The organism is Corynebacterium sp. Marseille-P8863 (genome assembly GCF_946902955.1).
Lineage (GTDB): Bacteria > Actinomycetota > Actinomycetes > Mycobacteriales > Mycobacteriaceae > Corynebacterium > Corynebacterium gottingense.
In genome coordinates this window covers 141,819-168,475 of sequence record NZ_CAMPQC010000003.1, presented here as the reverse complement: position 1 = coordinate 168,475, position 26,657 = coordinate 141,819, and the positions used below count along the sequence as shown (strand labels likewise).

Annotated in this window: 28 protein-coding genes and 1 pseudogene; 17 read left to right on the top strand and 12 right to left on the bottom strand. The window is 64.2% G+C overall.

Going from position 1 to position 26,657, the window contains the following annotated elements; translation table 11 throughout:
• Window positions 1-108: 108 nt before the first annotated feature.
• Window positions 109-1,401 (top strand): serine hydroxymethyltransferase, encoded by a 1,293-nt coding sequence (gene glyA, locus OVO38_RS03115; protein ID WP_095276837.1) that lies wholly within the window; start codon window positions 109-111, stop codon window positions 1,399-1,401.
• 4 nt (window positions 1,402-1,405) lie between these two features.
• Here the strand turns inward: glyA and OVO38_RS03110 are convergent, their stop codons facing one another.
• On the bottom strand, window positions 1,406-1,756 hold the full coding sequence (locus OVO38_RS03110; RefSeq protein ID WP_095535677.1) for a DUF5997 family protein: 351 nt from the start codon (window positions 1,754-1,756) through the stop codon (window positions 1,406-1,408).
• 24 nt (window positions 1,757-1,780) lie between these two features.
• Here OVO38_RS03110 and OVO38_RS03105 point away from each other — a divergent pair, with 24 nt between their 5' ends.
• From OVO38_RS03105 to OVO38_RS03095, 3 genes are all read left to right on the top strand, one after another.
• Window positions 1,781-2,446, top strand: coding sequence for a LysR family transcriptional regulator (locus OVO38_RS03105; protein WP_095276833.1), 666 nt, complete (start codon window positions 1,781-1,783; stop codon window positions 2,444-2,446).
• Between the two features lie 164 nt (window positions 2,447-2,610).
• Window positions 2,611-3,213, top strand: coding sequence for an LGFP repeat-containing protein (locus OVO38_RS03100; RefSeq protein ID WP_095276831.1), 603 nt, complete (start codon window positions 2,611-2,613; stop codon window positions 3,211-3,213).
• A 113-nt stretch (window positions 3,214-3,326) separates the two neighbouring features.
• Window positions 3,327-3,857 (top strand): GNAT family N-acetyltransferase, encoded by a 531-nt coding sequence (locus tag OVO38_RS03095; protein ID WP_095276829.1) that lies wholly within the window; start codon window positions 3,327-3,329, stop codon window positions 3,855-3,857.
• A gap of 74 nt (window positions 3,858-3,931) precedes the next feature.
• Here the strand turns inward: OVO38_RS03095 and OVO38_RS03090 are convergent, their stop codons facing one another.
• The 5 genes from OVO38_RS03090 to glpX all read right to left on the bottom strand — a co-directional run bounded on the left by OVO38_RS03090 (window position 3,932) and on the right by glpX (window position 9,287).
• Window positions 3,932-5,509 (bottom strand): MDR family MFS transporter, encoded by a 1,578-nt coding sequence (locus OVO38_RS03090; RefSeq protein ID WP_095276826.1) that lies wholly within the window; start codon window positions 5,507-5,509, stop codon window positions 3,932-3,934.
• Complete coding sequence (locus tag OVO38_RS03085) at window positions 5,482-6,126, bottom strand: TetR/AcrR family transcriptional regulator (RefSeq protein ID WP_133064045.1); 645 nt, start codon at window positions 6,124-6,126, stop codon at window positions 5,482-5,484. Before OVO38_RS03085 ends, OVO38_RS03090 begins: the two co-directional genes overlap by 28 nt.
• A gap of 45 nt (window positions 6,127-6,171) precedes the next feature.
• Entirely contained in the window at window positions 6,172-6,687 is a 516-nt protein-coding gene (locus OVO38_RS03080) for a hypothetical protein (RefSeq protein WP_095276822.1), read from the bottom strand.
• A gap of 57 nt (window positions 6,688-6,744) precedes the next feature.
• Entirely contained in the window at window positions 6,745-8,145 is a 1,401-nt protein-coding gene (locus tag OVO38_RS03075; protein ID WP_095537666.1) for a class II fumarate hydratase, read from the bottom strand.
• A 122-nt stretch (window positions 8,146-8,267) separates the two neighbouring features.
• Window positions 8,268-9,287 (bottom strand): class II fructose-bisphosphatase, encoded by a 1,020-nt coding sequence (gene glpX, locus OVO38_RS03070; protein ID WP_122084830.1) that lies wholly within the window; start codon window positions 9,285-9,287, stop codon window positions 8,268-8,270.
• A 231-nt stretch (window positions 9,288-9,518) separates the two neighbouring features.
• On the opposite strand from glpX, the gene OVO38_RS03065 reads away from it, so the two are divergent.
• Complete coding sequence (locus OVO38_RS03065) at window positions 9,519-10,094, top strand: DUF4245 domain-containing protein (protein WP_095276816.1); 576 nt, start codon at window positions 9,519-9,521, stop codon at window positions 10,092-10,094.
• On the opposite strand, the gene OVO38_RS03060 is transcribed toward OVO38_RS03065, so the two are convergent.
• Window positions 10,091-10,366: an exodeoxyribonuclease VII small subunit gene (locus OVO38_RS03060; RefSeq protein ID WP_267207734.1), complete on the bottom strand. Its 276-nt coding sequence runs from the start codon at window positions 10,364-10,366 to the stop codon at window positions 10,091-10,093. The two genes, OVO38_RS03065 and OVO38_RS03060, sit on opposite strands and share 4 nt — an antisense overlap.
• Before the next feature lie 10 nt (window positions 10,367-10,376).
• Window positions 10,377-11,627 carry an exodeoxyribonuclease VII large subunit gene (xseA, locus tag OVO38_RS03055; RefSeq protein WP_267207733.1) on the bottom strand — a complete coding sequence of 417 codons (1,251 nt, stop codon included), beginning with the start codon at window positions 11,625-11,627 and terminating at the stop codon, window positions 10,377-10,379.
• Between the two features lie 154 nt (window positions 11,628-11,781).
• Between xseA and OVO38_RS03050 the strand changes: the two genes are divergently transcribed.
• Entirely contained in the window at window positions 11,782-12,753 is a 972-nt protein-coding gene (locus OVO38_RS03050; protein WP_095276810.1) for a 4-hydroxy-3-methylbut-2-enyl diphosphate reductase, read from the top strand.
• Window positions 12,754-12,756: 3 nt separating this feature from the next.
• Here the strand turns inward: OVO38_RS03050 and OVO38_RS03045 are convergent, their stop codons facing one another.
• Genes OVO38_RS03045 through OVO38_RS03035 form a run of 3 tightly spaced genes read right to left on the bottom strand, consistent with a single transcriptional unit; the run spans window position 12,757 to window position 15,869 of the window.
• Complete coding sequence (locus OVO38_RS03045; protein ID WP_267207732.1) at window positions 12,757-13,386, bottom strand: DUF6542 domain-containing protein; 630 nt, start codon at window positions 13,384-13,386, stop codon at window positions 12,757-12,759.
• 11 nt (window positions 13,387-13,397) lie between these two features.
• Complete coding sequence (locus tag OVO38_RS03040; RefSeq protein WP_267207731.1) at window positions 13,398-14,441, bottom strand: DNA recombination protein RmuC; 1,044 nt, start codon at window positions 14,439-14,441, stop codon at window positions 13,398-13,400.
• A 30-nt stretch (window positions 14,442-14,471) separates the two neighbouring features.
• Window positions 14,472-15,869, bottom strand: coding sequence for an AI-2E family transporter (locus OVO38_RS03035; RefSeq protein WP_416358564.1), 1,398 nt, complete (start codon window positions 15,867-15,869; stop codon window positions 14,472-14,474).
• Between the two features lie 81 nt (window positions 15,870-15,950).
• On the opposite strand from OVO38_RS03035, the gene ychF reads away from it, so the two are divergent.
• From ychF to OVO38_RS03010, 5 genes are all read left to right on the top strand, one after another.
• Window positions 15,951-17,039, top strand: coding sequence for a redox-regulated ATPase YchF (ychF, locus tag OVO38_RS03030; RefSeq protein ID WP_095276806.1), 1,089 nt, complete (start codon window positions 15,951-15,953; stop codon window positions 17,037-17,039).
• Between the two features lie 18 nt (window positions 17,040-17,057).
• The gene (locus tag OVO38_RS03025) at window positions 17,058-18,569 is read left to right on the top strand and encodes a recombinase family protein (RefSeq protein ID WP_063938425.1); all 1,512 of its coding nucleotides are present in this window, start codon (window positions 17,058-17,060) and stop codon (window positions 18,567-18,569) included.
• Window positions 18,570-19,075: 506 nt separating this feature from the next.
• Complete coding sequence (locus OVO38_RS03020) at window positions 19,076-19,360, top strand: lactococcin 972 family bacteriocin (protein ID WP_063938469.1); 285 nt, start codon at window positions 19,076-19,078, stop codon at window positions 19,358-19,360.
• A gap of 5 nt (window positions 19,361-19,365) precedes the next feature.
• On the top strand, window positions 19,366-21,372 hold the full coding sequence (locus OVO38_RS03015; RefSeq protein WP_267207730.1) for a hypothetical protein: 2,007 nt from the start codon (window positions 19,366-19,368) through the stop codon (window positions 21,370-21,372).
• Window positions 21,359-22,093: an ATP-binding cassette domain-containing protein gene (locus tag OVO38_RS03010; RefSeq protein ID WP_051904781.1), complete on the top strand. Its 735-nt coding sequence runs from the start codon at window positions 21,359-21,361 to the stop codon at window positions 22,091-22,093. The genes OVO38_RS03015 and OVO38_RS03010 overlap by 14 nt, the downstream gene beginning before the upstream one ends.
• A gap of 133 nt (window positions 22,094-22,226) precedes the next feature.
• Here OVO38_RS03010 and OVO38_RS03005 read toward each other — a convergent pair.
• A pseudogene (locus OVO38_RS03005) lies at window positions 22,227-22,349 on the bottom strand (IS3 family transposase); the annotation flags it as partial.
• A gap of 527 nt (window positions 22,350-22,876) precedes the next feature.
• Here OVO38_RS03005 and OVO38_RS12450 point away from each other — a divergent pair.
• From OVO38_RS12450 to truA, 6 genes are all read left to right on the top strand, one after another.
• On the top strand, window positions 22,877-22,981 hold the full coding sequence (locus OVO38_RS12450) for an HNH endonuclease (RefSeq protein ID WP_197697018.1): 105 nt from the start codon (window positions 22,877-22,879) through the stop codon (window positions 22,979-22,981).
• A 16-nt stretch (window positions 22,982-22,997) separates the two neighbouring features.
• Window positions 22,998-23,570 carry a recombinase family protein gene (locus tag OVO38_RS02995; RefSeq protein ID WP_267207729.1) on the top strand — a complete coding sequence of 191 codons (573 nt, stop codon included), beginning with the start codon at window positions 22,998-23,000 and terminating at the stop codon, window positions 23,568-23,570.
• A gap of 170 nt (window positions 23,571-23,740) precedes the next feature.
• Complete coding sequence (locus OVO38_RS02990) at window positions 23,741-24,763, top strand: DUF4192 domain-containing protein (protein WP_049181628.1); 1,023 nt, start codon at window positions 23,741-23,743, stop codon at window positions 24,761-24,763.
• 160 nt (window positions 24,764-24,923) lie between these two features.
• Window positions 24,924-25,067: a hypothetical protein gene (locus OVO38_RS02985; RefSeq protein WP_016456431.1), complete on the top strand. Its 144-nt coding sequence runs from the start codon at window positions 24,924-24,926 to the stop codon at window positions 25,065-25,067.
• A 91-nt stretch (window positions 25,068-25,158) separates the two neighbouring features.
• Window positions 25,159-25,584, top strand: a complete 426-nt coding sequence (locus OVO38_RS02980; protein ID WP_016456430.1) for a single-stranded DNA-binding protein — start codon at window positions 25,159-25,161, stop codon at window positions 25,582-25,584.
• Window positions 25,585-25,731: 147 nt separating this feature from the next.
• Entirely contained in the window at window positions 25,732-26,613 is an 882-nt protein-coding gene (truA, locus tag OVO38_RS02975; protein WP_083279290.1) for a tRNA pseudouridine(38-40) synthase TruA, read from the top strand.
• Window positions 26,614-26,657 lie beyond the last annotated feature (44 nt).

Genomic DNA, 26,657 nt, shown 5'->3' with positions numbered 1-26,657 from the left:
CTGGAAGTTGCCCCCGTGGGTGTGGGGTGGCGTTTATACTGCTAGAAAGTCACCGCGCTGCGGGGATTTTGCCATCGAATCTTGAACCATTGAAAGGACCCGGAGCACGTGTCTGAAGACTTCCGTTACCAGGACCTCGCCACCTTCGACCCCGAAGTACACGAGGCCATCGTCAACGAGCTGAGCCGGCAGCGCAACACCCTGGAGATGATCGCGTCCGAGAACTTCGTGCCGCGCGCCGTCCTGCAGGCACAGGGCTCTGTGCTGACCAACAAGTACGCCGAGGGCTACCCGGGCAAGCGCTACTACGGCGGCTGCGAGCACGTCGACGTGGTGGAGGAACTGGCCCAGGAGCGCGCAAAGCAGGTCTTCGGCGCGAAGTTTGCCAACGTGCAGCCGCACTCCGGCGCGCAGGCTAACGCCGCCGTCCTCATGGCGCTGGCGGAGCCGGGCGATACGATCCTGGGACTCAGCCTGGCGCACGGCGGCCACCTCACCCACGGCATGAAGATCAACTTCTCCGGTCGTCTTTACAACGTCGCGGCCTACGAGGTGGAGCAGGACACCCACACCATCGACATGGCGAAGCTGCGCGAGCAGGCGCGCGAGGTCAAGCCGAAGGTGATCATCGCCGGTTGGTCCGCCTACCCACGCCACGAGGATTTCGCCGAGTTCCGCTCCATCGCGGACGAAGTCGGCGCGTACCTGTGGGTCGACATGGCGCACTTTGCGGGCCTGGTTGCCGCCGGGCTGCACCCGTCGCCGGTGCCGCACGCCCACGTCGTGTCCTCCACGGTGCACAAGACCATCGGCGGCCCGCGCTCCGGCTTCATCCTCACCAACGACGAGGACCTGAACAAGAAGCTCAACTCCGCGGTCTTCCCCGGCCAGCAGGGCGGCCCGCTGATGCATGTGGTGGCGGCCAAGGCGACCGCGTTCAAGATCGCCGGCATGCCGGAGTTCAAGGACCGTCAGGAGCGCACCATCGAGGGCGCGCGCATCCTCGCCGACCGCCTCACCCAACCGGATGCGAAAGAGGCCGGCGTGGACGTCGTCTCCGGCGGCACCGACGTGCACCTGGTCCTCGTGGACCTGCGCAACTCCAAGATGGACGGCCAGCAGGCGGAGGACCTGCTGCACAGCGCGGGCATTACCGTGAACCGCAACGCTGTGCCGTTCGACCCGCGCCCGCCGAAGGTCACCTCCGGCCTGCGCATCGGCACCTCCGCGCTGGCCACCCGCGGCTTTGGCAAGGAGGACTTCACCGAGGTCGCAGAGATTATTGCGGAGGCCCTGATCAAGGGCGAGGCTGCCGACACCGAGGCCCTGCACGCGCGCGTCGACGCACTGGCGGAGAAGTACCCGCTCTACCCGGGCCTCGAAGACTGGAAGATGCTCTAGGGCGCTAGTTGTCGCTGCGCTGCTCGGCGTGCGCCGCGCGGGCCTCGCGCAGCCACTCCGGCTGGTCTGCCAGCAGCTCGCTGATCTCCTTGGAGGTCAGCGGGCGGTCCATCTCGTGCTTCTTCAGCGCGGTGATGGAAATGCCCAGCTTGCGGGCGACCTCGGGGCGGGGGTGCGGCCCGTTGTGGCGCAGCTCCTGCAGCCACTCGGGTGGATTCTGCTGGAGCTCTCGCAGCTCAGCATGGGTAACCGACCCGTCCTGAAACTCCTGCGGGGTGGCGGGCAGATACACACCGAGCTTCTTCGCGGCGGTTTCCGGCTTCATGGCCGTGCTGGACGGCGTCTCATTGCTCATGCTGCACACGGTAGCATTCTGGGCATGCTCTCCCTCGTCTTCGTCACAGGTTCCGCGCCCAGCAAATGGATCCGGCGCTATCAGGAGGCCACGGGGGACTCCGTCGAGGCCATCGATGCCGCCGACCCCTGGGCAGTGCTTATCGACGCCCCCTCGTCCCCACCCACCGTCGCCTTGCTCCGCCTCCCGGACCCGCGCCTCGACGCCGCGAGCGAAGACTTCCACATGGTCCGCCTCTACGAGGAAGCCCCCGGGGTCGCCGTGCCCAAGGACTCCGTGTACGCGGAGGTGGGGGAGCAGGTCGCGGAATCGGACCTCGCCGATGAGTACGTCAACCTGCCGTTTTCGCACCGGCCCGACGTAGACGCGCTGCGCGAAGCGCTGCAGGTCGTCGCCGCGAACGTCGGTGTGGCGTACGGACCGCTGCCGTTGCTCAAGCACCTATCGAAGAAGCAGGTCGTGCCGCTCGAGGTGGCGGGACCATCGGTCGCGCCGACGCCGATCGCGCTGGTGTGGCGCAAGGACGACGACTGCGACGCGATCCAGGACTTCGTGGGGATCACCAAGGGGCGCTCGGTGCGGTCCTCGCGCGCCAACGCGGCCCAGAAGAGCCATAAGAGCCACAAGAAGCGGAAGAAGGGGAAAGCGATCCAGCCGCGTGGACGGGGAAGGCGGCGCGGACGGAACTAGTGCGGGATGTGCACACTTTTTGTTTGCTATCCATGGGGATGGTGCAGGATTCTGCAAGGGGAGCGGGAGATGTTACCCCCGTTCGGGTGGGGTAAAACGGCGTGGGAATGTATAGCTTGCATAATGGTCACGTCACGTAAACGACACAACGAAAGGTTTTGTTTATGAGCATCTCCCGCAAGATCGTCGCTTCCGCAGCTGCGCTGACCCTGGCCACCGGCCTGGTCGCTTGCTCCTCCGACGAGGGCGACAGCGAGAACGGCACCACCGTGGTCGAGGAGACCGCGACCGAGACCGCTACCGCCACCGAGACCGCTGGCGCTGAGGGCGAAGACGGCGCTGAGGGTGCCGAGGGCGCTGCAGGCGCGGGCGCTGCTGCCGGCGCTGAGGGTGACACCACCGAAATCGCTACCGCGGACGGCGAGACCGCGATGGTCCCGAACGATCTGGCGGCGGCCATCGATAAGTACGCCGACCCGGCATGGGGCGAGCCGGCTTCCATCGAGGAGACCGCGAACGGCTGGATCGTCTCCTACGACGGCGAGCACTACGTCACCTGGAACGAGAACACCGGCGGCGCGCCGATCTGGGGCGAGATTGCGAACGAGTGGATCAACGGCAACCACGCCGAGACCCTCGGCTTCCCGCTCGAGGCGGAGACCCCGCTGCCGTCCGAGTCTGGCTGGATCCAGGAGTTCGAGCACGGCACCATCGAGTGGACCCGCGGCGACAACGGCGAGTTCGGCCCGATCATCAACCAGCACTAGTCTGGCGTAGCGTTACGCTATAGCTCGCGCCCCATTACCAGGAAAACCCTGGTGGTGGGGCGTTTTTCGTGCGCGGTTTGCGCGCTACTTCGAAGGCCATGACAATAGTGCGCATGGCCAAAAACGGTTTTAATATTCGTCCGATCCGCCCTGAGGACTACCCGCAGGTCCGTGAGATCTATGAGATGGGCTTGAGCACTGGAAACGCCACCTACGAGACGAAGGGGCAGACGTGGGAGGCGTTCTCCCGCGGTAAGATCATCGAGACCGTTTTCGTCGCCGTTGATGCGCTTGACGACGACAAGGTGCTCGGTTGGGTTGCCGCGGCGAAGGCGTCGTCGCGAAGCGTGTTCCATGGCGTGGTTGAGGATTCGATCTACACGCACCCCGATTCGCGCGGCATGGGCGTGTCCGGCGCGCTGCTGGACAAGCTGATCGAGACCTGCGTTGCGCTGGACAAGTGGTCGATTCACTCGTGGATCTTCCCGGAGAACACCGGCTCCGCGGGCCTGCACATCTCCCGCGGGTTTGAAAAGATCGGCACCTTCCACCACATGGCGAAGATGACGTACGGCGAGCGCGCCGGCGAGTGGCGCGACTCCGACATATACGAGCTGCTGCTGCCAAAGCCCGACGAAAAGTAGGTCCGAAGAACGCAGAAAAGGAGCCACCCTGGCGAGTGCCAGGGTGGCTCCTTTGTGTTGGTCAGTGGCTCTTCCTAGTCCACAGTTTCCTTCAGCGGATCCTCAGTGATCGGGATGAGCAGGAGGAAGGCGATGACGGCGAGCGGTACGATCATCAGGAAGACCGGGGTGAGGCCGTCGTTGTAGCTGGTCAGCACGACCTCGCGGATCGCGTCGGGCAGCTGCGCCACCTGGTGCGGCGTGAGGTTGCTGCTGCCGCCGCTGAACTGCTGGCCGATCGCCTGCGCCTGCTCGGGCGGCAGCTGTGCCATCGCCTCAGGCATGCGCTCCTCCATGTGGGTGCGCATGTTGTGGATGAACAGCGAGCCAACCAGGGAGGCGCCGATGGAGGAACCGAGCTGGCGGAAAAAGTTGTTCGTCGCCGTCGCGGTGCCGACCATGGCAACCGGGAAGGAGTTCTGCACGATCAGGACCAGCACCTGCATGACCAGGCCGAGGCCGAAGCCGAAGATGAACATGTAGATGCCCAGCATGACCAGCGAGGTCTCGACGGTGAGGCGGGAGAAGAGGAACATGCCGACGGCGGTGATGGCCATACCCACCAGCGGGTACATCTTGTAGCGGCCGGTGCGAGAGATGACAAAGCCGACGGTCATGCCGGTGCCCAGCATGCCCAGCACCATCGGAATCATCATGAGACCCGCGTTCGTCGGGGTCATCTCGTGCACCATCTGCAGGTAGGTGGGCAGGTAGGCGAGTGCGCCGACCATTGCCATCCCGAGCACCGTGCCGGCGGCGGTGGTGAGCGCCATGTTCCGGTTCTTGAACAGGCCCATCGGGATCATCGGGTTCTTCGCACGCAGCTCAACGAAGACGAATGCGACGATGGCAACCACGGCGATAGCGATCGTGGTCAGGATGGTCGTGCTGCCCCACTCGTACTGGGTACCGCCCCATGTGGTGGTGAGGATCAGGCTGGTGGTGCCGATAATCATCAGCACCATGCCGAGCCAGTCGGCGTTAAGCGGGCCCTCGGAACCCTTGCGCAGGCGAAGGACGGAGGCAGAAACCAGCATGGCCAGAATGCCGAGCGGGATGTTCATCCACAGGCCCCAGCGCCAGCCCGGGCCGTCGGTGAACCAGCCGCCCAGGACAGGGCCGAGCACGGAGGCGACGCCGAACATGGCGCCCATAACGCCCATGTACTTGCCGCGTTCGCGGGCGGGGACGACCTCGGCGATGATGGATTGCGAGTTCACCATCATGCCGCCGGCACCAAGGCCCTGCACGGCGCGGCCGATGATAAGCAGCGTCATGGTGTGCGCGAAGCCGCCCAGGGCGGAGCCGATGACGAAGAGGCCGATCGAGCCGACGTAAAACCACTTGCGTCCCAGGCCGTCGCCAAACTTGCCGTTGATCGGCATCGCGATGGTCATGGTGATGAGGAACGCGGAGATGACCCAGCTCATGTGGTCAACGCCGCCGAGTTCGCCGACGATGGTCGGCAGGGCGGTGGAGAAGATCATCTGGCCCATGGAGCTCATCAGCATGGTGAGCAGGAGGGCCGTGAAAATCAGTCCAATGTGTTGCTTTGCACCGCCTTCAACGACGGTGCTCCCGGTTGTTACGCCGGAGTTACCGGATTGTTCCATTTCAGTTCCTTTGTAAACTCAGTAAACATGGCGCCTGCGCGCAGCAGGTTGGCTTTCAGGGTGCCTTCCGGTCGTTCCGGAAGGTGGAGATAGCGGGAGACGGCGAAGAAGAAGATCTCCACAACTGCGTGGATTTCTTCCTCGACCGGTCCGTCGAGCTTTCGGTCTTGCGGATGTTGTGCAAAGTGCTTATCGACGGCACGCCACAATGCCTTCATTGCCTCCCTTTTGCGAACCATCGCGGCGCTCTCAAGCTCCACGTGCTGGTGGAGTAGCTTGCGCCGACGGGCGAGGTGCTCTTGGTCTGCGGCCTCGGGGTGCTCCTCGAGCGACTCGATGATGAGCGCGACAAGGTTGTCCGAGGGCGTTGACGCGATGGCCTCGAGTCCGTCTTCGGTGAGATCGAAGGGGAATGCTCCAAGGATTGCGTGGTCCTTGGAGTCCATGTAGTTGAAAAAGGTGCGCCGGGAGATGTCGGCGGCTTGGCAGATGTCCTCGACGGTCGTGTTGTCGATTCCGTGTGCCTCGACCAGGTCCATAGCCGCTTCAAAGATGCGCCGCCTGGTGCGCTGTCGCTTCACCTCCCACGCGTTTGCGGAAGACTGTGAATTTTGCACGGAGTGCAATCTTACGCTCAGTGCAAAGTTTGGCAAATCGTCTGTTTATGCCCGGTCAAACCCGATTGAGAGAGTGCCGCCGGCGATCCGCTGGTCGTCCTCAAGGTAGGTGAGCTCGACGAGCCCGTTGTCGGGCACGGCAACCTCCCAGCGCGCGTCGGCGCCGTTCGCGGTCTCGCACTTGTCGGTGAGTGGGTGATGGTGGAGCGTGGCGTCGATAAGCGCACTGCACCCGCTGTTTGGGTAGGTGACGGTCGCCGTGCCGCCGCCGAACGTGGCGACGACCGGCCACGATAGCGTATTCGCACCATCGGTGGTCTCCGCGAGGCGGACGAAGGTGCCGGAGTAGGTGCCCGCCGGGGCGAGGTCCGGGCCGGGCGCGGACGGCTGCGCGGTGACGGTAACCGTGGCCGGGACGGAATTGTTGTGCGGGTTGCTTGACCAGTACGCGGCGGCGAGCGCGACGCCGATGAGGGCGAGCGCGAGCGCGAAGACGCCGCCGGCGACCCACGGCTTGTTGGAGCCGCCCGCGTGGCGCAGCTCGGAAAAGGAATCAGGCATGAAAAAGTCCCCAGCTCGGTAGTGATACTGGGGACTTATCCTAACCGGCGGGGCCGATTAGTTGCGATCGGTGTTGGCCATCGAGAGCACGTCGAGGCGCTTGTCCAGCTCCTCTTCGGTGAGCTTCTCGCCATCGACGAAGCCGAGGTCGATCACGGCCTGGCGGATGGTGATGCCCTCCTTGATCGCGTGCTTGGCCACCTTCGCCGCGTTTTCGTAACCAATCGCGGAGTTCAGCGGGGTCACGATGGACGGGGAGGACTCGGCAAGGCCGCGCATGCGCTCGACGTCGGGCTCGATCCCGTCGACAAGCTTGGTGGCAAACTGGCGGGCCGTGTTGGCCAGCAGACGCGAGGACTCGAGGACGTTGCGCGCCATCATCGGGATGAAGACGTTGAGCTCGAACTGGCCCTGGGTGCCGCCGAAGGCGATCGCGGCGTCGTTGCCGATGACCTGGGCGGAGACCTGGGTGGCGGTCTCGCACAGCACGGGGTTGACCTTGCCCGGCATGATGGAGGAGCCCGGCTGCAGGTCCGGCAGGTGGATCTCGCCGAAGCCGGCGAGCGGGCCGGAGCCCATCAGGCGGATGTCATTAGCGATCTTGTAGAAGGAAACGGCCACGGAGCGCATCGCGCCGGAGAACTCGACGAGCGCGTCGCGGTTCGCCTGGGCCTCGAAGTGGTTGGCCGCCTCGGACAGGGCGTCAACACCGGTGAGCTTCTTCAGCTCCTCGGTGACCTTGCCGCCGAACTCGGCCGGCGTGTTGATGCCGGTGCCGACGGCCGTGCCGCCGATGGCCAGCTCGCCGAGGCGCTCGACAGTGCCCTGGACGCGCTGGATGCCCAGCTCGATCTGGCGGGCGTAGCCGGAGAACTCCTGGCCCAGGGTCACCGGGGTGGCGTCCATGAGGTGGGTGCGGCCGGACTTGACCACCTCGTGCCACTCGTCAGCCTTTGCGGCCAGGGACTTCTGCAGGACCTCGAGGCCCGGAATCAGGTCCTGGACCGCGGCTTCCGTCGCCGCCACGTGGGTCGCGGTGGGGAAGGTGTCGTTGGAGGACTGGCCCATGTTGACGTCGTCGTTCGGGTGGACCTCAACGCCGTTCGCCTTCGCGATGGAGGCGATGACCTCGTTGGTATTCATGTTGGACGAGGTACCGGAGCCTGTCTGGAACACGTCGATGGGGAACTGGTCGTTGTGCTTGCCGTCAGCGATCTCCTTCGCGGCGGCAATGATTGCGTCCGCCTTCTCGGCGTCCAGCTTGCCCAGGTCCTTGTTCACCTGCGCGCAGGCAGCCTTGAGCAGGCCGAGAGCGCGGATCTGCTGGTCTTCCAGGCCGCGGCCGGAGATGGGGAAGTTCTCTACGGCGCGCTGGGTCTGGGCGCGCCAGAGGGCGTCGACAGGCACCTTGACCTCGCCCATAGTGTCATGCTCGATGCGGTACTGCTGTTCTGCCATAACTAACGTCCTTTACTTACTTGCGTGGTTGGTCACAATATTCTTGAGCTCACGATTATGCCCCTTTTTCCCGCCGGGCGCGGTCGTCCCAGTTCGCGACCGCCCGATGTGGGGGAGGGGCGCTACTCGTGGGTGGGGTCCGAGTAGTCGACGACGGAGTACTGCTGCAGCTTGGCCAGCTTGTGCAGGGACTCCACGTAGCGGACCGTGCCGGACTTTGAGCGCATCACCAGGGAGCGGGTGGTGGCGCCGTTCCTGCGGTAGGACACGCCGCGCAGCATGTCGCCGTTGGTCACGCCGGTGGCGGCGAAGTAGCAGTTATCGGAGGTGACCAGCTCGTCGATGGTCAGCACGTGGTCGAGGTCGTGGCCCGCGGCGAGTACCTTCTCGCGCTCCTCCTCGGACTGCGGTGCGAGCATGCCCTGGATGTCGCCGCCGAGGCACTTCAGCGCGCACGCGGTGATGACGCCCTCCGGGGTGCCGCCGATGCCCATGGCCATGTCGATGGAGTTGGTGTCTTGCGCGGCGGCGATCGCACCTGCGACGTCGCCGTCCATGATGAAGCGGACTTTGGCACCGGCGGCGCGGATTTCGTCGACAAGCTGCTTGTGGCGCGGGCGGTCCAACACGACCACCGTGACCTCATTCGGGCGCACGCCCTTCGCCTTCGCGACGGCCTGAACGTTGTCGGCGACAGACGCGGTGATGTCGATGTGGCCGGCGGCCTCCGGGCCGACCGCAATCTTGTTCATGTAGAACGCGTCCTTCGGGTTGTACATTGCCCCGCGATCCGCAGCGGCGATGACGGAAATAGCGTTCGGGCGGCCCTCCGCCATGAGGCGGGTCCCGTCGACCGGGTCCACCGCCAGGTCGACGCGGGCGCCCTCGCCGTTGCCCACCTGCTCGCCGTTGAAGAGCATGGGGGCCTCGTCCTTCTCGCCCTCGCCGATGACGATGACGCCGTCCATGCTCACGGAGTTGATCATCTTGCGCATCGCGTCGACGGCCGCGCCGTCGCCCTCGTTCTTCTTCCCGCGGCCAACCCAGCGCCCCGAGGCCAGCGCTGCGGCCTCCGTGACGCGGACGAGCTCCATCGCAAGGTTGCGGTCGGGGAAGTACTCTGTGGACTTCGATTCAGACATCGAAATGTGGCCTCCTGGGCGTAAATACATGCATCGAACATCAACGGGGGTGAACCGACACCACACCGCACCGTCTCATTGTCGCACTTTTGCGCCCGGTTTCGGCACCGAATTCCACCAATTCGGGGGAAGATGCACCCCAGCAGGGCGGATGCGCGGCCCGCGCGTCGGTGCGGCCGCGGCGGCTGACAAATTCGGGGGTGGACCACGCCGCGTGCCATACTGGCCTACGTGGCAAGTAACAGCAGCACCCGCATCTTTCAGGACGGACGAAACATCGCGCTCAACATGGTGCTGATCGTGGTGATCATGCTCGTGGCGGTCGGCGCGACCGGTCTGTGCACCTTCAACCCCGGCAAGCCGGAGCAGGGGCCGGTACAGGAGGTCGACGCGCGTACGTTCCTGGACATGGAGGCCCGCTCCGTGAATTTCCCGGTGGTCTACCCCGAGGCGCCGGCGGGCTGGGTGACCAACTCCGCCCGCCGCGCGATGATCGAACAGGCGCCCGCGCCGACCGTCGGCTGGGTCACGGCCGACGGGGGCTACCTCCAGCTGACGCAGACGGGCGCCCCGCTGGACAAGGCGGTGCGGGGGGCCGACCAGAAACCGCGCGAGCTGCAGCGCTCCGTTGACGTGGGCGGCACGGAAGCGCAGGTGTACACCTCTGCGTCCGACGACGTGCGCGACCTGTGGGCCGTCGACGCCGGGCAGTCGCGGTTCCTCGTCACGGGCGCCGGCACCGAGGAGGAGTTCCGCGCGCTGATTGAGGCGGCGCTCACCGCGGCACCGCTGCCGGCGCAGAGTTAATTGGACGCGTTGCCGTCGTCGCCGTCCCCGGAGCGGGATTGGATGGCGGCTTCGACGCGCTGCGACGCTCCGTCGAGAAGCACCTCGCACCGCTTGGCAAGCGCCTCGCCGCGCTCCCAGTACTTGAGTGACTCGTCGAGGCTCATCTGGCCGAGCTCGAGAATTTTCACCGTCTCAATGAGCTCGTCGCGGGCCTGCTCGTAGCTGAGTTTCTGCGGGTCCGGGAACGCGTTCTCGCCGGCTTCGCCCGCGCCGAAAGTGTTGTCTGCCATAGTGTCTCCTTTAATCTGCTGGTGTGTTGGCCATCGAGGCCGCGGTAATAGAGCCGTCGCCCACGCGGATGCGCAGTTGCGCCCCGGGCGGTGCCTGTTCAATGCTGGTGACCACGTCCGGTCCGCTGCCGTCGCGGGGGAGGACCTGAACAATCGAGTATCCGCGCGCAAGTGTCGCTGAGGGGCCGAGCGCCGCAACCTGCGCGCGTAACGACGCCACGCCGCTGCGCTCCTGCTGCAACAGGTACGTCACATCGCGGCGGATCTGCGTGCGAGCGCGTTCGAGTTCGTCGCGCCGCCTGGTGATGGGGGACATGGGGTCCGCGATCGCGGGGCGACTCCGCACCGCAGCGAGACTGTCCCGCTCGCGTCGCACCCACCCCCGCAGCGCAGCCGCGGAGCGTTGGCGCGCCTCCGCGATGAGCGCGCGCTCCTGCGCCACGTCGGGCACGACGCGCTTGGCCGCATCGGTGGGCGTTGCCGCGCGCAGGTCCGCGACGTTATCCAGCACCGGCGTGTCCGGCTCGTGGCCGATGGCGGAAACCACCGGAGTGCGCGCGGCTGCGACCGCGCGCTGGAGCGCCTCCTCCGAAAAGGGCAGTAGGTCCTCCACCGAGCCGCCGCCGCGGGCGATGATGATCACGTCCACGTCCGGGTTGCGGTCCAGCTGCTCGAGTGCCTCGACAACGGCGGGCACCGCGAGCGCGCCTTGCACCGGGGTATTGATGGTGCGGAACTGCACTGCAGGCCAGCGCTGCTGCGCCACGGACTGCACGTCGCGCTCCGCGGCCGAGCCCTTGCCGGTGATCAGCCCGATCGTGGTGGGCAGGTACGGCAGCCGCTGCTTCCGGGCAGGGTCGAACAGCCCCTCCGCGGCGAGCCGCTTGCGCAGCTGCTCGATGCGCGCGAGCAGCTCACCCTCACCGACGTGGCGAATCTCCGTGACCCACATAGAAAACGTGCCGCGCCCGGCGTAGAACGCAGGCTTGCCGCGCACGACAACGCGGTCGCCTTCCTTCAGCGGGGTCGGCATGTCGCGCAACATGCCCGAGTTGACGGTGAGCTGTACGCTGACCTGTTCCTGCGTGTCGCGCAGCACCAGGTAGGACAGCTTCCAGGTTGGCTTCGCGTTGATCTGGGCCAGCTGCCCCTCAACCCACAGCCACCCGAGCCGCTCGATCCACCCCTTCACGGTGGTGTTGAGCTTGGAGACTGACCATGGCGCCTCGGGCGTGGTCTTCTCTTTCGCGGTTTCTGCCACCTTTTCTCCTTTCTTCCAAAGCCGAACTTACACAGCGCACTCGCACGGCACACGGGCAGAGCGCTTCTCGACGCCACCGTCGCCACGTACGCAGCGCCCCGGGCCGTGCGAAGCCGCCTATTCTTTTAGACGCAGATTGGGTACTGTCGGTTCCATGACTGATCAGGGTAAAAAAGTTCTTCTTGCTGCGCCTCGCGGCTACTGCGCCGGGGTGGATCGCGCGGTAGAGACGGTGGAGAAGGCGCTGGAAAAGTACGGCGCGCCCGTCTACGTGCGCAAACAGATCGTGCACAACAAGTACGTTGTGGAGACCCTTGAGCAGCGCGGCGTAATTTTTGTTGATGAGACCGACGAGGTGCCGGAGGGCGCACACCTTGTCTTTTCCGCGCACGGGATTTCGCCGGCGGTGCGTGAGTCCGCCGCGAACCTGAACCTGCGCACGCTTGACGCGTCGTGCCCGCTGGTGACCAAGGTGCACAACGAGGCGAAGCGCTTCGCCCGCGACGGCTTCCACATCCTGCTCGTCGGCCACGAGGGCCACGAGGAGGTCGAGGGCACCGCTGGTGAGGCACCGGAGGTGACGCACCTGGTCGACGGCGTCGAGGGTGTGCAGAGCCTGCCGGAGTCGTTGCAGGACCAGAAGCTGGTGTGGCTCTCCCAGACCACGCTGTCCGTGGACGAGACGATGGAGATCGTGACCAAGCTCAAGGAGCGCTTCCCGCACCTGCAGGACCCGCCGAGCGATGACATTTGCTACGCCACCCAGAACCGGCAGGCTGCAGTGAAGAAGATCGCGGCGGACTCAGACCTGGTTGTGGTGGTCGGCTCGCAGAACTCGTCGAATTCCAAGCGCCTGGTCGAGGTGGCGCTGGAGGCCGGTGCGAAAGACTCGCACCTGGTGGATTACGCCTCGCAGATTGACGAGGCGTGGCTCGAGGGCGTGAACACCGTCGGTGTCACGTCCGGTGCGTCCGTCCCCGAGATCCTGGTGGGCCAGGTCGTGGACTTCCTCGCGGAGCGCGGCTACACCGACGTTGAGGAGGTCACCACCACGGTGGAAACCATCACGTTCGCGCTGCCCCGCGATCTGCGTGCGCGGCGCACGAAGGAAAACTCCGCGAGCTAGACGCTAGTCGTAGAGGTTGTCGTTCAACCCGCCCCGCGTTCGCTGCAGGCGCGGGTTTTTCTCGCGCTCGGTCTTCGCGCGGTTGAGCAGCTCCTGCACGGACACGCTCGAGGTGCGCTCGCGCGCGCGGCGGCTCTGCACGGAGGTGCGCTGGTTGCTCTCTGCGACGCGGTGACGCTCCGCACTCTCGGAGCGAGCGCGCGCACGGTTTTGCCGCTCGACCAATTTGTAGCGGACCACCGCGATGACGATTGCGCCGATGGTGATGGTGATCAGCGCGGGAAACACTTCCGTGAGCGGGTAAAACACCGTGAGTAGTGCGGCGCGCGAGGAGGTGCCTCCGTTGGCGATCTGGCTGCGCGAGAGCACGTACCCCGTAGCCAACACGGCGATGACAAACATGATCGGCGCGGACGCGACGGTGAGGAAGAGCCCCTTCGGCTCGACGACGGTGGTGACCAGGATGACCCCGACGGCAAAGCAGGCCAGCAACGGCCAACCGATTTGGCCGATCATGGTGCACAGCAGTGCTCCGGTCACGAGGGCTGCGAACTGGATGCCAATGGCAGAGCCTGTCGGCAGGCCCTGGAAGGGTGCAGACGGGGCGTTGGTATTCCGGATCACGTGAGACACGGTGACACAGTTTACCCGGCAGCGTGCCGCGGACGCGATGTGGCAGGCGTGAGCGGCGCGGCGTGTGCGCGGCCCGTGGGCACCTCCATATCCTCCAGCCGCCGGGCGGTCACCATGACGCGCGAGTCCATCGACGCCAGCGTGGCGTTATATGCTTCCACGGCCTTGTCCAGCGAGGCGCCCACTTTGTTGTAGTGCTCGCCCATCACGCGCAGGCGAGTGTGCAGCTCCGCGCCGAGCCGCTGGATCTCCTTCGCCTTTTCATTGACCGAGTCTTGCCGCCAGCCGAGCGCTACCGTGCGCAGCAGCGCGAACAGGGTGGTGGGGGTGGCGATGACCACGTCGCGCGCAAGCGCGTAGTCGAGAAGTTCCGGGTCGATGGTCAGGCCTGCGTCGAGGAACGGGTCCGCAGGCACGAACATGACCACAAACTCCGGAGTGGGCTGGAACGCCTGGATATAGGACTTAGATGAGAGGGTGTCCACGTGGCGGCGCAGCAAGTGCGCGTGCCGGCGCATGTATGCCTGCTTCTCCTCCGGGTCCTCCGTGTTCAGTGCGTCCAGGTACGAGGAGAAGGGCACCTTTGCGTCCACCACGACGTTGCGGTCCTGCGAGAGCCGGATCACCATGTCGGGGCGGACGCCTGGAGTGTCGATGCCGCCGCGCAGGTGCGCCTGCACGTCAAAGTCGACGTGTTCCACCATCCCGCCGAGCTCGACGACGCGCTGGAGCTGGATCTCGCCCCACCGCCCGCGCGTTTGCGGGCTGCGCAGGGCGTTAATGAGTTGATCAGTGCGGTCGCCCAGCCGGGCAGAGGTGCGGCCGATCGCCTGCACCTGGCTGGCCAGCGTGTTGCGGCCGACGGCCTGGTCCTTGTCCAGCTGGTCCAGCTGATCCTGGAGCTGGGTAAGTGCACGGGCGACGGGCGCCAGGTCCGTCGGCGGCGCGGGCGTGGGGGTGTTGCGCCTGAGCCAGCTCATGCCAGTAAACAGTCCCGCGATGAAGCCGAGGAGGAGGCCCGTGGCCAGAAGGAGAAATGCGGTGGCGGTAGACATGCGCCCGAGTTAACCACACGCACCGAACACCTAGTCCTTGGTTTCGCCCTCCGAGTCGGAATTTCCGAACATTTTGGCGAATCGGGAGTTTTCGTGGGCGTCGATAAGCTTCTTCCAGCTCGACGACCCCTGGGGCTCGTCGGCCTCGAGCTCCTCGACGACCGGCGGGGCGGTCCACTGGCGCTCCTTGCGCCACTCCGCGCGCTCGTGGACGGACTCCTTCTCCTCGATCTCGGCGATGGTGCGGCCTTCCTCGGTGACAAAGTCGAGCTCGGCTGCGAACTTCTCGCCGGAGTGAATGCGCAGGATGTCCAGGACGTAGCGGTAGCACACCGCGATCATCGCGGCCGCGGGCACGGCGAGGAAGCCGCCGACGAGGCCGAACAGGCCGCCGCCGACGGTGACGGAGACCAGGACGATGACCGGGTGCAGGTTCATGGCGCGCGACTGCAGCATGGGGGAGAGGATGTTGCCCTCGAGCTGTTGGACCGCGCAGACGATGGCCAAGACGATAAGGGCCTCGGTGAACCCCAGGGAGACGAGGGCAACGAGGACGGCGAGGGCGCCCGCGGTGACCGCGCCGATGATGGGGATGAAGCCGGCGATGAAAGTGATGACGGCCAGCGTGAACGCCATCGGGACGCCAACGATGGAGATGCCGAGGCCGATGAAGACGGAGTCAACGAGCGAGACGATGGCCTGCGCGACGATAAAACCGCTCAGTGTCTTCCAGGCGCGCGTGAGTAGCTCGGTGGCGTGGAGGCCGGTACGACCGCCCGTGGCGGAGCGTACCCACGGCAGGAAGCGGTGCCCGTCCTTGAGGAAGAAGAAGGTCAGCACGAGGAGGACCATGAGCGAGACCATGAGGCTCGCCGCGGTGCCCAGGCCGGAGAAGACGCCGCCGGCAATCGCGCCCGCCTGGTTTTGCATCCACTGGGCGACCTCGTTGATCGCCTGGCTGAGGTCATCGGGGTCCATGTTGAGCGGCGGACCCTGCAGCCACAGCTGCATGCGCTGGATGCCTTCGAGGGCTTGCAGGTAGAGGACACGGGAATGCGAGACGATGTCCGGGGCGATGAGCAGGGCAATTGCGCTGAGGAGGCCGAAAAAGCCCAGCAGGGTGATCGTCGCGGCGAGGCCGGACGGCAGGCCCGCGTTGCGCATCCACGACGCGATGGGGGCCAAGACCGTACAGATGATCAGCGCCAGCACGATCGGCAGGACGCCGGCCCAGAATGCGCCGATGAGGTTGCCCAACGCGAACAGGAACACGGCGATGATGAGCAGGCGCAGCGTCAACATCGCGGCGCCCTTGACCCACGAGTTGATGACCACGCCGCGGTCCACGCGATCCTCCCGTTCGACCGCAGCGGTGTCCTGGGGGTCGATGACGGTTTCGGTGTTTGCCTTGCTGCTACTCACCCGCACTATTGTGCCCCACTCGCATCCAAAGCGCTCGCACCCCCTGCGTGTCGGGGGAGGAGGCGAAGTGGGCTAGGATAGGCCGACGTGAGCCTTACACTTGGAATCGTCGGACTGCCCAACGTTGGTAAGTCAACCCTCTTCAACGCCCTGACGCGCAACGAGGTGCTTGCTGCCAACTACCCGTTTGCCACCATCGAGCCCAACGTGGGTCTGGTGGAGCTGCCGGACCCGCGCCTGGACCGCCTGGCCGAGATCTTTGAATCTGAGCGGATCCTGCCCGCGACCGTGTCCTTCGTGGACATCGCCGGCATTGTGAAGGGTGCCTCCGAGGGCGAGGGGATGGGCAACGCCTTCTTGGCCAACATCCGCGAGGCGGACGCGATCTGCCAGGTGGTCAGGGCGTTTAGCGACGACAACGTGATCCACGTCGACGGCAAGATCGACCCCGCGAGCGACATTGCCGTGATCAACACCGAGCTGATCCTCGCTGACCTGCAGACCATTGAGAAGGCCCTGCCGCGCCTGGAAAAGGACGGCCGCAAGGACAAGGACATCGCCGCGCAGGCCGAGGAGACGAAGAAGGCCCAGGCCGTGCTCGAAAGCGACCGCACGCTGTTCGCCGCCTCCAAGACCGGCGAAATCGATCTCTCCTTGCTGCACCACCTGCACCTGATGACGGCCAAGCCCTTCCTCTACGTGTTCAACTCCGACGAGGACGTGCTGACCGATGACGCGCGCAAGCAGGAACTGCGCGACGTCGTTGCCCCCGCCGACGCAGTCTTCCTCGACGCCCAGACAGAGACCGAGCTTTTGGAGCTTGACGACGAAGACGCGTCCGAACTCCTCGCCGCCGTCGGCCAGGACGAGCCGGGCCTGCAGACGCTGGCGAAGGCCGGTTTTGACACCCTCGGTTTGCAGACCTACCTCACGGCCGGTCCGAAGGAGGCGCGCGCCTGGACCATCCACAAGGGCGACACCGCCCCGCAGGCGGCCGGCGTGATCCACTCTGACTTTGAGAAGGGCTTCATCAAGGCCGAGATCGTCGCCTTCGAGGACCTGGATGAGCTTGGTTCCATGGCAGAGGCACGTGCCCACGGCAAGGTGCGCCAGGAGGGCAAGGATTACGTCATGGTCGACGGCGACGTCGTGGAGTTTCGTTTCAATGTAACCTAAATGCGCTATGAATAGCGTATGACTACACGTGCTGCTATTTACCTCCGTATCTCGCTAGATGCTGCCATGGACGGCCTCGCCATCGACCGGCAGCGTCAGGACTGCGAAGCCCTCGCCGAGCAACGCGGCTGGGACGTCGTGCATACCTACGTCGATCAATCGATCTCTGCATCAAAGAAGGACGTGGACCGTCCCGACTACGACGCGATGGTGGCGTCCTTTGAGCGCGGCGAGATCGACGCGATCATTTGCTGGGACCTCGACCGCCTCACACGACAGCCCGCGCAGCTCGAAGAGTGGATCGACAGGGCGGAAGAGCAGGGGCTGAAACTCGTCACCGCGAACGGTGATGCTGACCTTGCCACCGACGGCGGCAGAATGTACGCGCGTATCAAAGCAGCCGTGGCGCGCGGCGAGATCGAACGCAAAAGCATGCGCCAATCCCGTGCGCAACAGCAGCGCGCCGAGCAGGGCCGCTGGTACTCCGGCGGTGTGCGCCCGATCGGCTACACCTCCACCGGCGAGATCATCCCATCCGAAGCCGCCGCCGTGCTCGGTATGTTCCGCGCTGTCGAGAGGGGCAACTCCATGCGCGACATTGCGCGCGCCTTATCTGGGGTCGATCAACCGGGCTTGCCGGACATTCCGACCACGCCGCGCCATATGCACACCGTGATCACAGAGCGCAACGCACGCCGTCGCGCTGCTGGCCAGGAAGAAAAGTCGGTTCCCGACGCGCAGCCGTGGGCTTACACGTCGTTGCACTCGATCCTGCGCAACCCCGTGTATGCCGGTTACTCCACCTATAAGAAGGCCAAGCGCAAAGGCGTGAAGAACAAATACCGCCGTGTCACGCATATCGTCCGCGACCCCGATACCGGCGAGCCGGTGAAAGGGCAGTGGGAGCCGATCGTCACACCCGATTTGTGGTGGCGTGTGCAAAACGTGCTCGATGATCCCGACCGGCTGACAAACAAGGAGCGCCGGAACACTCGCCGCCATCTCGGTTCGGGTCTGTATGTCTGCGACGAGTGTGGCAACCCCGTGCACACGCATGCCGACCGCTACCGCTGCGCGGCCTGTGGCTTAGTGCGCACTCACAGCGTCGATGATTTTGTGCTCGCCGTGATCCGCGCCCGCCTTGGCCGTGACGACCTAGCAGACCTGTTGCCAACTGCGGATGACGACGAGGTCGACGCCATCGACGACGAACTCGCTGAGCTTCGCGCAAAGCTCGCCCGCGTCCAGGCTGACTACGACGAGGAGCTTATCGAGGCCCGTGACCTCAAGCGCGCGCGAAACCGTTATGAGCCGCAGATCGAGAAACTCGAAACGCGCCGTGCCCGCCTTGCTGGCGCATCGGCGCTGCTCGACACAACCGGCTACGCCTCGCCCGTGGACGCCTTCGACAACGCAGAGCTTGCCGTGCAGCGTCGAGTCATCAACACCCTGTGCCAGGTGCGCCTGCGCCGTGGCGTGCGCGGCACCAAGACCTTCAACCCTGAATCGGTGCAGATCGTGTGGAACTAGGTTGCAGTGTGTGACACGTCAACAATCGCGCGCATGTGCTGCGCCTTAGGGGCGGCCTAAGCAAGCGCACGACACCGTGCGCTTGCGGCGTGCGAAACTAGGCAGGAGTTTCGCGCAGCTGACGTTGGCGAGGATGACGTCAGAAGAGAGCAAGGACGAAAGGGCGTGTTGCGGGCAACCCCACTCCGTACGGGGTGAATCCAAGACATAGCGGACCAAGGACAACCAACGCCCTCCCGAGCCTAAGGCCTGTGAAAAGTACCAATATAATTAGAAAACTGGTTCTATTCCCATTTGTATTCACTTAGGATAGTCTCCCTTTTGAGGCAATCCCGCCTCATTTCCTCTCTCAAAGGAGACTGTTATGACCCCCAAAAAAGCGCACTCGGCAGTTTGCAGCGCTGCTGATTGCCTCTGCTCTGAGCGTTTCCGTATCTAACTCAGCCGTTGCTTCCGCAGAAGAATTCCAAGACCACGGCGCCAAGGGAGGCTTTGCTTCCGGTGTGATGGCCGAGCTACTCGGCGAGGCAGCACCAGCCATCACAACCTACTGGGCATCTGTCGGCCGGAAAGTTCGCTACCCTGCAGGTGGCGGTACCTGGGAGTACGGATTCTGGGACGCTAAGGCGCGTTCTTATTTCACCGTGAATCGGTGCCATACTTCGACTGTGACCGTCAACGACAGAACGCAACGAAGCATCAACACCCGCGGCGGCCAGAAGTCGATCGCCGAGCTTTGGGCAACGAATTTGCCGGGCACTAAGGACAGCTACTACTACGACTTCTGCTAGAACTCATGCGCATTCGACCCCTAGTACTTGGGCTTTTGAGCCTACTTCTTGCTGCAGTCATCGCGACTACTGGGTGGCTGCTGACAGCCCTGGTTGACTCCATCAAGCCCTTGTCCTTAGGGGTCGAATCAACCTTTAGTCTTGACTACGTCGAGCCTAAGACTTCACTCGCGGAGGAACTTGAGTCAGACTACGCACCGACGGTAATCCGTAACTCACTGGTTTCATTGGCCGAGCAGAACGGCTACTTCATCTACCGGCTGACTGGCACCGATGACGCAAGCGGGACTTCCCACGAGGTTTTCATCCCGCTGGAGCAAAATTATCCAGCACCGGAACGCATTCCCCGGCTCAACCGGCCGGATGCCTTGAGCCAAGCGGCCAGTGAGCTTGGGTCGCTGGATTACCACGGTGACTACGTCTTGGTTCCCAAAGCAACGGGTGGCAATGCGAACCACTTCTACGAATCGGCCAGGAATGACGGGCTCAGGCTAAGCGAAAAGACGCAGTTCCTTCACCTCATCCAATCGGTCGTATTCCGCCTGCCCGCGTTGGTGGCGATCCTGTTTCTATTTGTCGTTTCCCTTTTTGCCCTGGTATTTGTTCTTCGGGTTTCCGGTCTTAGATTGGCAGCGCTGCGCACAATAAATGGCGGGCACCGCAGTCAAAAAGGCAATTGGCGGCAATGGACCTTTGTCATCCTCCCGCACCTAGTTCTCATTGGCCTTGCGAGTACATTCCTCGCCCGCCAAGGGAGCTATTCTTTTGCCCTCCTGTTCCTCAGGTTCTACGCCGCCGGGATAGGCTTGGCCCTGGCTACCACCGGTTTGGCCGTAGCCGTCACCGCCCCATTGTTGCGCCGCGCAGTAGCGCTGCTGGGGCAGCGTGCCCCCGCAGAGAAGGCGGCGGGAAAAGCGCTGAAAGTAATTTCGGTCTTTACCTGCGTGACCTTTGTAGCAGCGGGTCTTAGCTCAGCGGCTGCGCTCCGCTCCTACCAGCAGGAATCCGAGGCCCAACAGACCTGGAAATCTCTCGCGGAGTTTGGAGCCTTGCATTTTTCAGCCAACTTCGACGGCCCTGCTGGCCGCGTGGAAGAAGGCGAGCTCTTGCCGCCCAGTGTGCAGCAGAACTTCCGCGACTTCGCGCTCAGCTGGGAACGGGAGCACGGGGCTGTCCTCAGCCATACTTTGCCGAAAGAAGCTACCGGTGTGCCGGACTCCTGCCCCGTGGCACTTGCCAACCGCCAATGGCACGATCTGCAGGATTATCAGTTCCGTCCCGGAGACGACAACCACTCGGTCGACTATTCCGCAGCCCAAGAGCATTTCGCAGCTTCCGTGGATCTGTGGGCTCAGGAATCCGGCGACCTGCTCCTTAAATCTGCGCAAATTGGTCCGGTCAGTGCCGATCATGCGGTCGGATTCATTAGTGGAACAATGTCGGGGGAACTGGTTCCCGGCGATTGTTTTTACGTGCTTGAAACGGACGATCTATCCGGCTTCGACGCAGACTTCCTAAGCTCCACAGCTTCGAGTAAAAATTTGCTCTTCGCGGATTTCTCGGAACTGGGTCCAGAACTTACCGCTGCCGGCCTCGAAGGCTACGTCTACCCGGTACGCGCCGCCGATCGCGGTCTGGCCGAACTAGTAGCCAGCACGGCGCTGTTCTGGCTGAGTATCCTGAGCGCCCTCGGAGCTTTGCTCGCCACGCTTGCGGCCTTGATAGTCCAGACGCGCATCCAGCTCCGAGTTCACCGTCGCCTCCTGGTACTCCTCCACAGCGCTGGGCAATCACCGGACAAAACGATGTGGCGACTATTCAAAAGCCAACTGGTCAGCCTGACAGTTGTCGTCATATTGTCCGTCCTGGCTCCGCTACTGCTTCCCAACCCGTTCCTCTACACCTTCACCGCGCTAAGCTGCCTTGTCTTAATCGTCTACCTCGGTTTTGTCCGTCTCAGTATTTCTCAGCACATGTCCGCCTCCCCTAGGAGTCACAATGTCATTGGCTAGCCCCAGTCAGTCCCCCACTCTGCCGCCGGAGATTTCCACCTCTCATCTCTGTCTCGCCGCGGAGTCGACTTTTTCTGTGGGGCGCAGCACGCGGATGGTGAAGAAGTCCCTCGTGGAAAATGCAACGTTTTCCCTACCCGGGCCAGGCTTTGTCGCCATCTGTGGAGCCAGCGGTTCCGGAAAGACTTTGCTGCTCAACACCTTGGCCGGGCTCCTGCCGCCGGCGGACGGCCTCCTCCGGATAGACGGTGAGAATGCCTCCGCGTGGAGGATGAAGCGGAGGCGGAGGTTCTGGCGAGAACGCGCAGCGATAATCCACCAAGACCACGGAATCATTCCCGAACTAAGCTGCGAAGATAACCTCACCCTCGGGCTATCCAGGAAGCAATACTCCAAAGAAGAATTGCTGCACTCCCTCGGCGAAGTCGGTCTTGATGTCCCCTTCGACGGGCCGGCAGCTATTCTCAGCGGAGGCGAGCAGCAGCGGCTGGCGATCGCCCGAGCCCTGCTCCGCGGCGCGGCTTATGTGTTCGCTGACGAGCCGACCGCCTCCCTCGACCCCACTAACCGCGACCAAGTTATCGCGCTCCTGCGGCGAGCTGCGGACGGGGGCGCACTCGTTCTGGCCGCCACGCACGATGCCGCAGTTATTGCTGCTGCTGACAGCACCTTGCGCATCAATGATCGCCAGGTCACAGTCTCCGGCTCTGCGCGGGATTAAATCGCGATGCCCGCGGCCTTGGCCACCTTCCGGTACCCGGCCGCATGGTCCGCGACGCTGGCGTGGGCGTTGAGTCCGCTGGGGTTGTCGAGCACGGGCCTGACCCCCGGAAAGTAGACACGTCGGGGGTTAGCTATGCTGCTTGGGTCAGCGTAGCTGATGTGAGTGCTTCGAAGTCATTGGGGGCTAGAACGTTGCACCAGGAGTGCCGTCTGCGGGTGTTGTAGCGCATGCACCACCGGAAGACTTCTTGGCGACTGATGTCGAAGTGGTCGAATTTCGTGCGCGGTGAACCCGCCCGCCAGGAGGTGCTTGAAGTCGCCCTCGACTGGATCGCTCAGCGTGACGGCGTGAGTATCGACAACTACATGGCTAAGCACCGCGATGACGACGACTGCAATGAACTGCAGACGTACTTCACCACCGTCATCGACTGGGCCGCAAGCGTGTTCAAGATGACGGACAGTTCCATGCGTGGAATCGCATGGAACAAGCTCTATGAGCAGTACGGCGACAAGGGCTACGACGCAACAGAGATGACCGCCGAAGCACGCGAGTTGCTTTCCGACTCGCAGGTTCAGTCGAAGAAGGGTATCTACGAGTACCTTCTCGGCGGCAAGAAAGAGACGCGGCTGCTTAGCGTGCGTGTCTTCACTGAGGCCGTCAAAAAGCGCGTGTACAAGCGCCAGACAGACGCCGCCGAGAAGAACGGTGTCTCGAACTGCTCGTATTGCGCCCTCGGTCACGAGGGGGGGCAAGGCGAAGATCTGGCCGCTCAAGGATATGGACGCCGATCACGTCGCCGCCTGGTCGAAGGGCGGCAAGACCGAGGAAAGCAACTGCGAGCTGCTCTGCAAGTCCCACAACCGTGCCAAAGGTAACGCATAGGAGCAGGTGACTAACCATGCTCATCGGTTACGCCCGCGTTTCCACCTCGAAGCAGGGGCAGTCACTCGACACCCAGCGCGACGCCCTGATCGACGCTGGCTGCGACCCGGACCACATCTACTCAGACACCATCTCCGGCACCAACTGGCAACGGCCTGGTCTTGATGACGCGCTGGCGTACATGCGCCCCGACGACACGCTCGTTGTCACGCGCTTGGACAGGCTCGGCCGCAGCCTCGCGGACACCGTGAACACCATCGCTGACCTCGCCGAGCGTGACATCAACGTCAAGGTGTTGGAGCCAGCGCTGGACACGTCGAAGCCCACCGACAAGGTGGTTATCAACGTCATGGCAAGTCTTGCCGAGTGGGAGCGTGACCTGCTTGTCCAGCGCACCCGTGAGGGCGTGGCGCACGCCCGCGCACAGGGCAGGGTCGCCGGCCCCAAGCCGAAGCTCAGCGCTGAGCAGGCGCAGATGGCCAAGGAGCTTATCGACGGCGGCAAGTCCGTCAGCGCTGTAGCGCGCACCTTTAACGTCTCGCGGCCGACGATCTATCGCGCTCTCAAGCGCATCGAAGCCGACGCTTAAGCACAGGCTGCGTCGCTAGCGCTCGCACCCGGCGAGAAGGCATCAGGCTGCGCTAGCGACGCTCGGCACACATGAGTGCTGCACTGCTGGGATACGCCTGCGACCGGCAGAGCCGGGCCGAATACGGGATTGACCACATACACCCCGTATTCGTGCAAAGGAGCACTGCCATGTCCACCCATTCTCACACGCTTGCATCCCACGGCGAGATCCTCGCGAACCTCCCCGGCATCCTCGGGTTCTACCCGAACAACTCGCTGATCCTCGCGTTCTTCGTCGACGACGAGGGCGTCGACACCGTCCGCCTCGGCCCGGTCGCACGGTTCGACCTGGACGAAGCAGTGGAGAAGCTCACCGAGAGCCGCGAGCGGTTCGCAGCGTGGGTCCACCACCTCGAACTCGACGCTGTTATCGCGTACATGATCAGCGATGACATTGCGCAGCCGGTCTTCGACGAGACGGCCACGTACCTCACCAGCGGGGCCTCGCCGCTACCGCCGCTGCTCGGGGTGGTGCAGGTGCCCGAGATCGTCACTGGGGCTGCTTGGTGGTCTGTGTACCAGCATCCGCTCATCGACGAGCCGCGCCACGGTGTTGTCGGCGAGGTCGCCGCATCAGCGGCGCTGCAGCAGATGCTAGAGCACACCGGCGAGCTGCCGGAGCCGAGCAAAGACGACATCGAGGCACGGTTGAACAGCACTGACCACGGCATCGACGCTGCCGAGCACGCCGACATCATCGAAGACGCGCTGGCGTATATCCCGCCCATGTTCGCAGACGTGCTGCAGCGTGAGTATGAGCAGGCGGCGGCAGGGATCACCCAGCCGAGCGCTCGCGCTGTTCGGTCTGCGCTGAAATGCTTCACCACGCCGCGCTTGCGGGACACGCTGCTTGCCGCACTGCTCGATGACCCGCAGGCGGGCCTTGCGTTCATAGAGAAAGTTATGCGCGCTGTCCCGACCAGCTGGCCAGGCATGCGCTCGCAGCTCACCGCCACTGTTGCCGTGCTCGCTCACGCCACAGGCCAGCCGGGGCTAGCTGGCGTGGCTGCGCAGCGAGCCACCGAGATCGGGCCAGACGAGAACTTCCCGTCGCTGGTGGCGAAGCTGACCGATATCGGCCAGGGCGAGCGGATGGTCGAGCTTGTCCGCGAGGGCGCTGAGAAGACCCGCACGATCTTGTTTGCCGAGTAGCACCACACACCCCGTTGTAGCAATGCAACGGGGTTTCTTTTTCTCGCGGGGCCTTGGCTTGCGACGACAGACACCGCAACGAGGCAGGGGAGTGACCTTTAGACAGCAGAGCTGTCTCCAACAGACGGATTGACCATCAATCCGAACAAGGAGGCACGTGATGCGCGACATCACCCACACCGACCTGGAACTGCTCTACCAGCTCGCCGACGGCATCGACGGCGAGGACGCCGATCCGGGCGCAGCACAAGAACTGCGCGACCTAGAGGCGGCAGGCACACCGCTGCCCTGGGCAGTGTTGTAACGACAGCGCAACCGCCCCGCAGCAGCAAAGCAGCTGCTTAAGTACCCAAATTGCACGGCAAATCACACCCACTCACGTAAGGAGAACCAACATGTCCAACCCCTTCAACAACGGCACCATCGTCGGCAACGCAGCTCGCGCACCCAAGCTGTTCGAGCACGCAAACGGCGGCGCGACGGTGAAGCTCAGCGTCTATGCGCGCAACACCTTCAAGAACAAGTCCACCGGCAAGGTGGAAAGCGAGATCGTGGAGCTGACCGGCTACGTCCAGGACGCCGCGAACCCCGGTGTGTTCGGCTGCATCGGCTCCGGCGATCGCGTCGCGGTGAGCTACTCGCTCAAGACCGACGTCTACACCGACAAGGACGGTGTGAAGCAGTACCCGCTGGTGGCGCGCATCGACACGGTGCAGCTGATCGATTCCAAGAAGGAGTCCGCTGCTCGCGCTGCCCGTCGCGGAGGCGAGGCGGCGACCGCCGCCCTGGCTGGCGCTGAGGGCGAAGAAGTACCGTTCTAACTACGAAACCCCGCAGGGAAACATACGACCTGGGGTTTTGTGAAGCGATTTCAAACGCATCTAGTGGCGCCATTTATGGTTGGGGGCATGGGCGCAGGAAAAAGTGATTTCGACGTTGTAGGTGACCGTGCGGACGATCCGGAAGAGATGGTGCGCCTGCGGTTCGATGTCGCTTACGACGGCACGGACTTCCACGGTTGGGCGCGCCAGAAACCTGCCGGTGGGGAAGAGCTCCGCACGGTGCAGGGCGTGCTGGAGGACGCGCTGAGCCTGATCCTGCGCTACCCGGTGGAGCTGACGGTGGCCGGCCGGACGGACGCGGGAGTCCACGCCGCCGGGCAGGTGGCGCATGCGGATATTCCGGTGTCGTCACTGGACCAGAGGTCGATTGAGGGGGATCCGGGGAGGTTGGTGCGTCGATTAGCGAAATTGCTTGATCCCGACGTGCGCGTTTCGGCAGTGTCCGCCGCGCCCGACGGCTTCGACGCGCGTTTCTCGGCGTTGACGCGCACCTACCGCTACCGGGTGACCACCGCGGACGGCGGCGCGCTGCCCCTGCGCGTGAGGGACACCGCGGTGTGGCCGAAGAAGGTGGACCTGGACGCGGCGCAAGAATTCGCGAATGCCGTGGTCGGGCTGCACGACTTCGCGGCGTTCTGCAAAGCGCGGCCGCACGCCACCACGATCCGGGAGGTCCGCTCGTTCGAGTGGCGCGACGTGTCCACCGGTGAGGAACCCGAGCTCTACGAGGCGGTCATCGTCGCCGACGCGTTCTGCTGGCACATGGTCCGCGCGCTGGTGGCCACGTGTCTCGACGTCGGCTCCGGCAAGCGCGACGGTGAGTGGGCCGCGGCTTTGCTGGGGGAGAAGGAACGCTCTGCCGCGGTGAGTTTGGCACCCGCAAATGGGTTGACCCTCCTCGGCGTCGACTACCCGGCAGATAACGAACTCGCAGCTCGCGCTGCAGTGACGCGCGACCGGCGCGACGCTTCGGAGGTGCACTCCGAGTCTTCCCGGGCGACGGAATAGACTGCTTGGGCAGGAATTGTCCGAACGAGTCGCCCCCGGGAGGT

Excerpts from the sequence above, each read along its gene's own strand:
- OVO38_RS03110 (WP_095535677.1), bottom strand. The coding sequence starts at position 1,756 with ATGAGCAATGAGACGCCGTCCAGCACGGCCATGAAGCCGGAAACCGCC.
- OVO38_RS03105 (WP_095276833.1), top strand. The coding sequence starts at position 1,781 with ATGCTCTCCCTCGTCTTCGTCACAGGTTCCGCGCCCAGCAAATGGATC.
- OVO38_RS03100 (WP_095276831.1), top strand. The coding sequence starts at position 2,611 with ATGAGCATCTCCCGCAAGATCGTCGCTTCCGCAGCTGCGCTGACCCTG.
- OVO38_RS03095 (WP_095276829.1), top strand. The coding sequence starts at position 3,327 with ATGGCCAAAAACGGTTTTAATATTCGTCCGATCCGCCCTGAGGACTAC.
- OVO38_RS03090 (WP_095276826.1), bottom strand. The coding sequence starts at position 5,509 with ATGGAACAATCCGGTAACTCCGGCGTAACAACCGGGAGCACCGTCGTT.
- OVO38_RS03080 (WP_095276822.1), bottom strand. The coding sequence starts at position 6,687 with ATGCCTGATTCCTTTTCCGAGCTGCGCCACGCGGGCGGCTCCAACAAG.
- OVO38_RS03075 (WP_095537666.1), bottom strand. The coding sequence starts at position 8,145 with ATGGCAGAACAGCAGTACCGCATCGAGCATGACACTATGGGCGAGGTC.
- glpX (WP_122084830.1), bottom strand. The coding sequence starts at position 9,287 with ATGTCTGAATCGAAGTCCACAGAGTACTTCCCCGACCGCAACCTTGCG.
- OVO38_RS03060 (WP_267207734.1), bottom strand. The coding sequence starts at position 10,366 with ATGGCAGACAACACTTTCGGCGCGGGCGAAGCCGGCGAGAACGCGTTC.
- OVO38_RS03050 (WP_095276810.1), top strand. The coding sequence starts at position 11,782 with ATGACTGATCAGGGTAAAAAAGTTCTTCTTGCTGCGCCTCGCGGCTAC.
- OVO38_RS03040 (WP_267207731.1), bottom strand. The coding sequence starts at position 14,441 with ATGTCTACCGCCACCGCATTTCTCCTTCTGGCCACGGGCCTCCTCCTC.
- OVO38_RS03025 (WP_063938425.1), top strand. The coding sequence starts at position 17,058 with ATGACTACACGTGCTGCTATTTACCTCCGTATCTCGCTAGATGCTGCC.
- OVO38_RS03020 (WP_063938469.1), top strand. The coding sequence starts at position 19,076 with ATGGCCGAGCTACTCGGCGAGGCAGCACCAGCCATCACAACCTACTGG.
- OVO38_RS03015 (WP_267207730.1), top strand. The coding sequence starts at position 19,366 with ATGCGCATTCGACCCCTAGTACTTGGGCTTTTGAGCCTACTTCTTGCT.
- OVO38_RS03010 (WP_051904781.1), top strand. The coding sequence starts at position 21,359 with ATGTCATTGGCTAGCCCCAGTCAGTCCCCCACTCTGCCGCCGGAGATT.
- OVO38_RS12450 (WP_197697018.1), top strand. The coding sequence starts at position 22,877 with ATGGACGCCGATCACGTCGCCGCCTGGTCGAAGGGCGGCAAGACCGAG.
- OVO38_RS02995 (WP_267207729.1), top strand. The coding sequence starts at position 22,998 with ATGCTCATCGGTTACGCCCGCGTTTCCACCTCGAAGCAGGGGCAGTCA.
- OVO38_RS02990 (WP_049181628.1), top strand. The coding sequence starts at position 23,741 with ATGTCCACCCATTCTCACACGCTTGCATCCCACGGCGAGATCCTCGCG.
- OVO38_RS02985 (WP_016456431.1), top strand. The coding sequence starts at position 24,924 with ATGCGCGACATCACCCACACCGACCTGGAACTGCTCTACCAGCTCGCC.
- OVO38_RS02980 (WP_016456430.1), top strand. The coding sequence starts at position 25,159 with ATGTCCAACCCCTTCAACAACGGCACCATCGTCGGCAACGCAGCTCGC.
- truA (WP_083279290.1), top strand. The coding sequence starts at position 25,732 with ATGGTGCGCCTGCGGTTCGATGTCGCTTACGACGGCACGGACTTCCAC.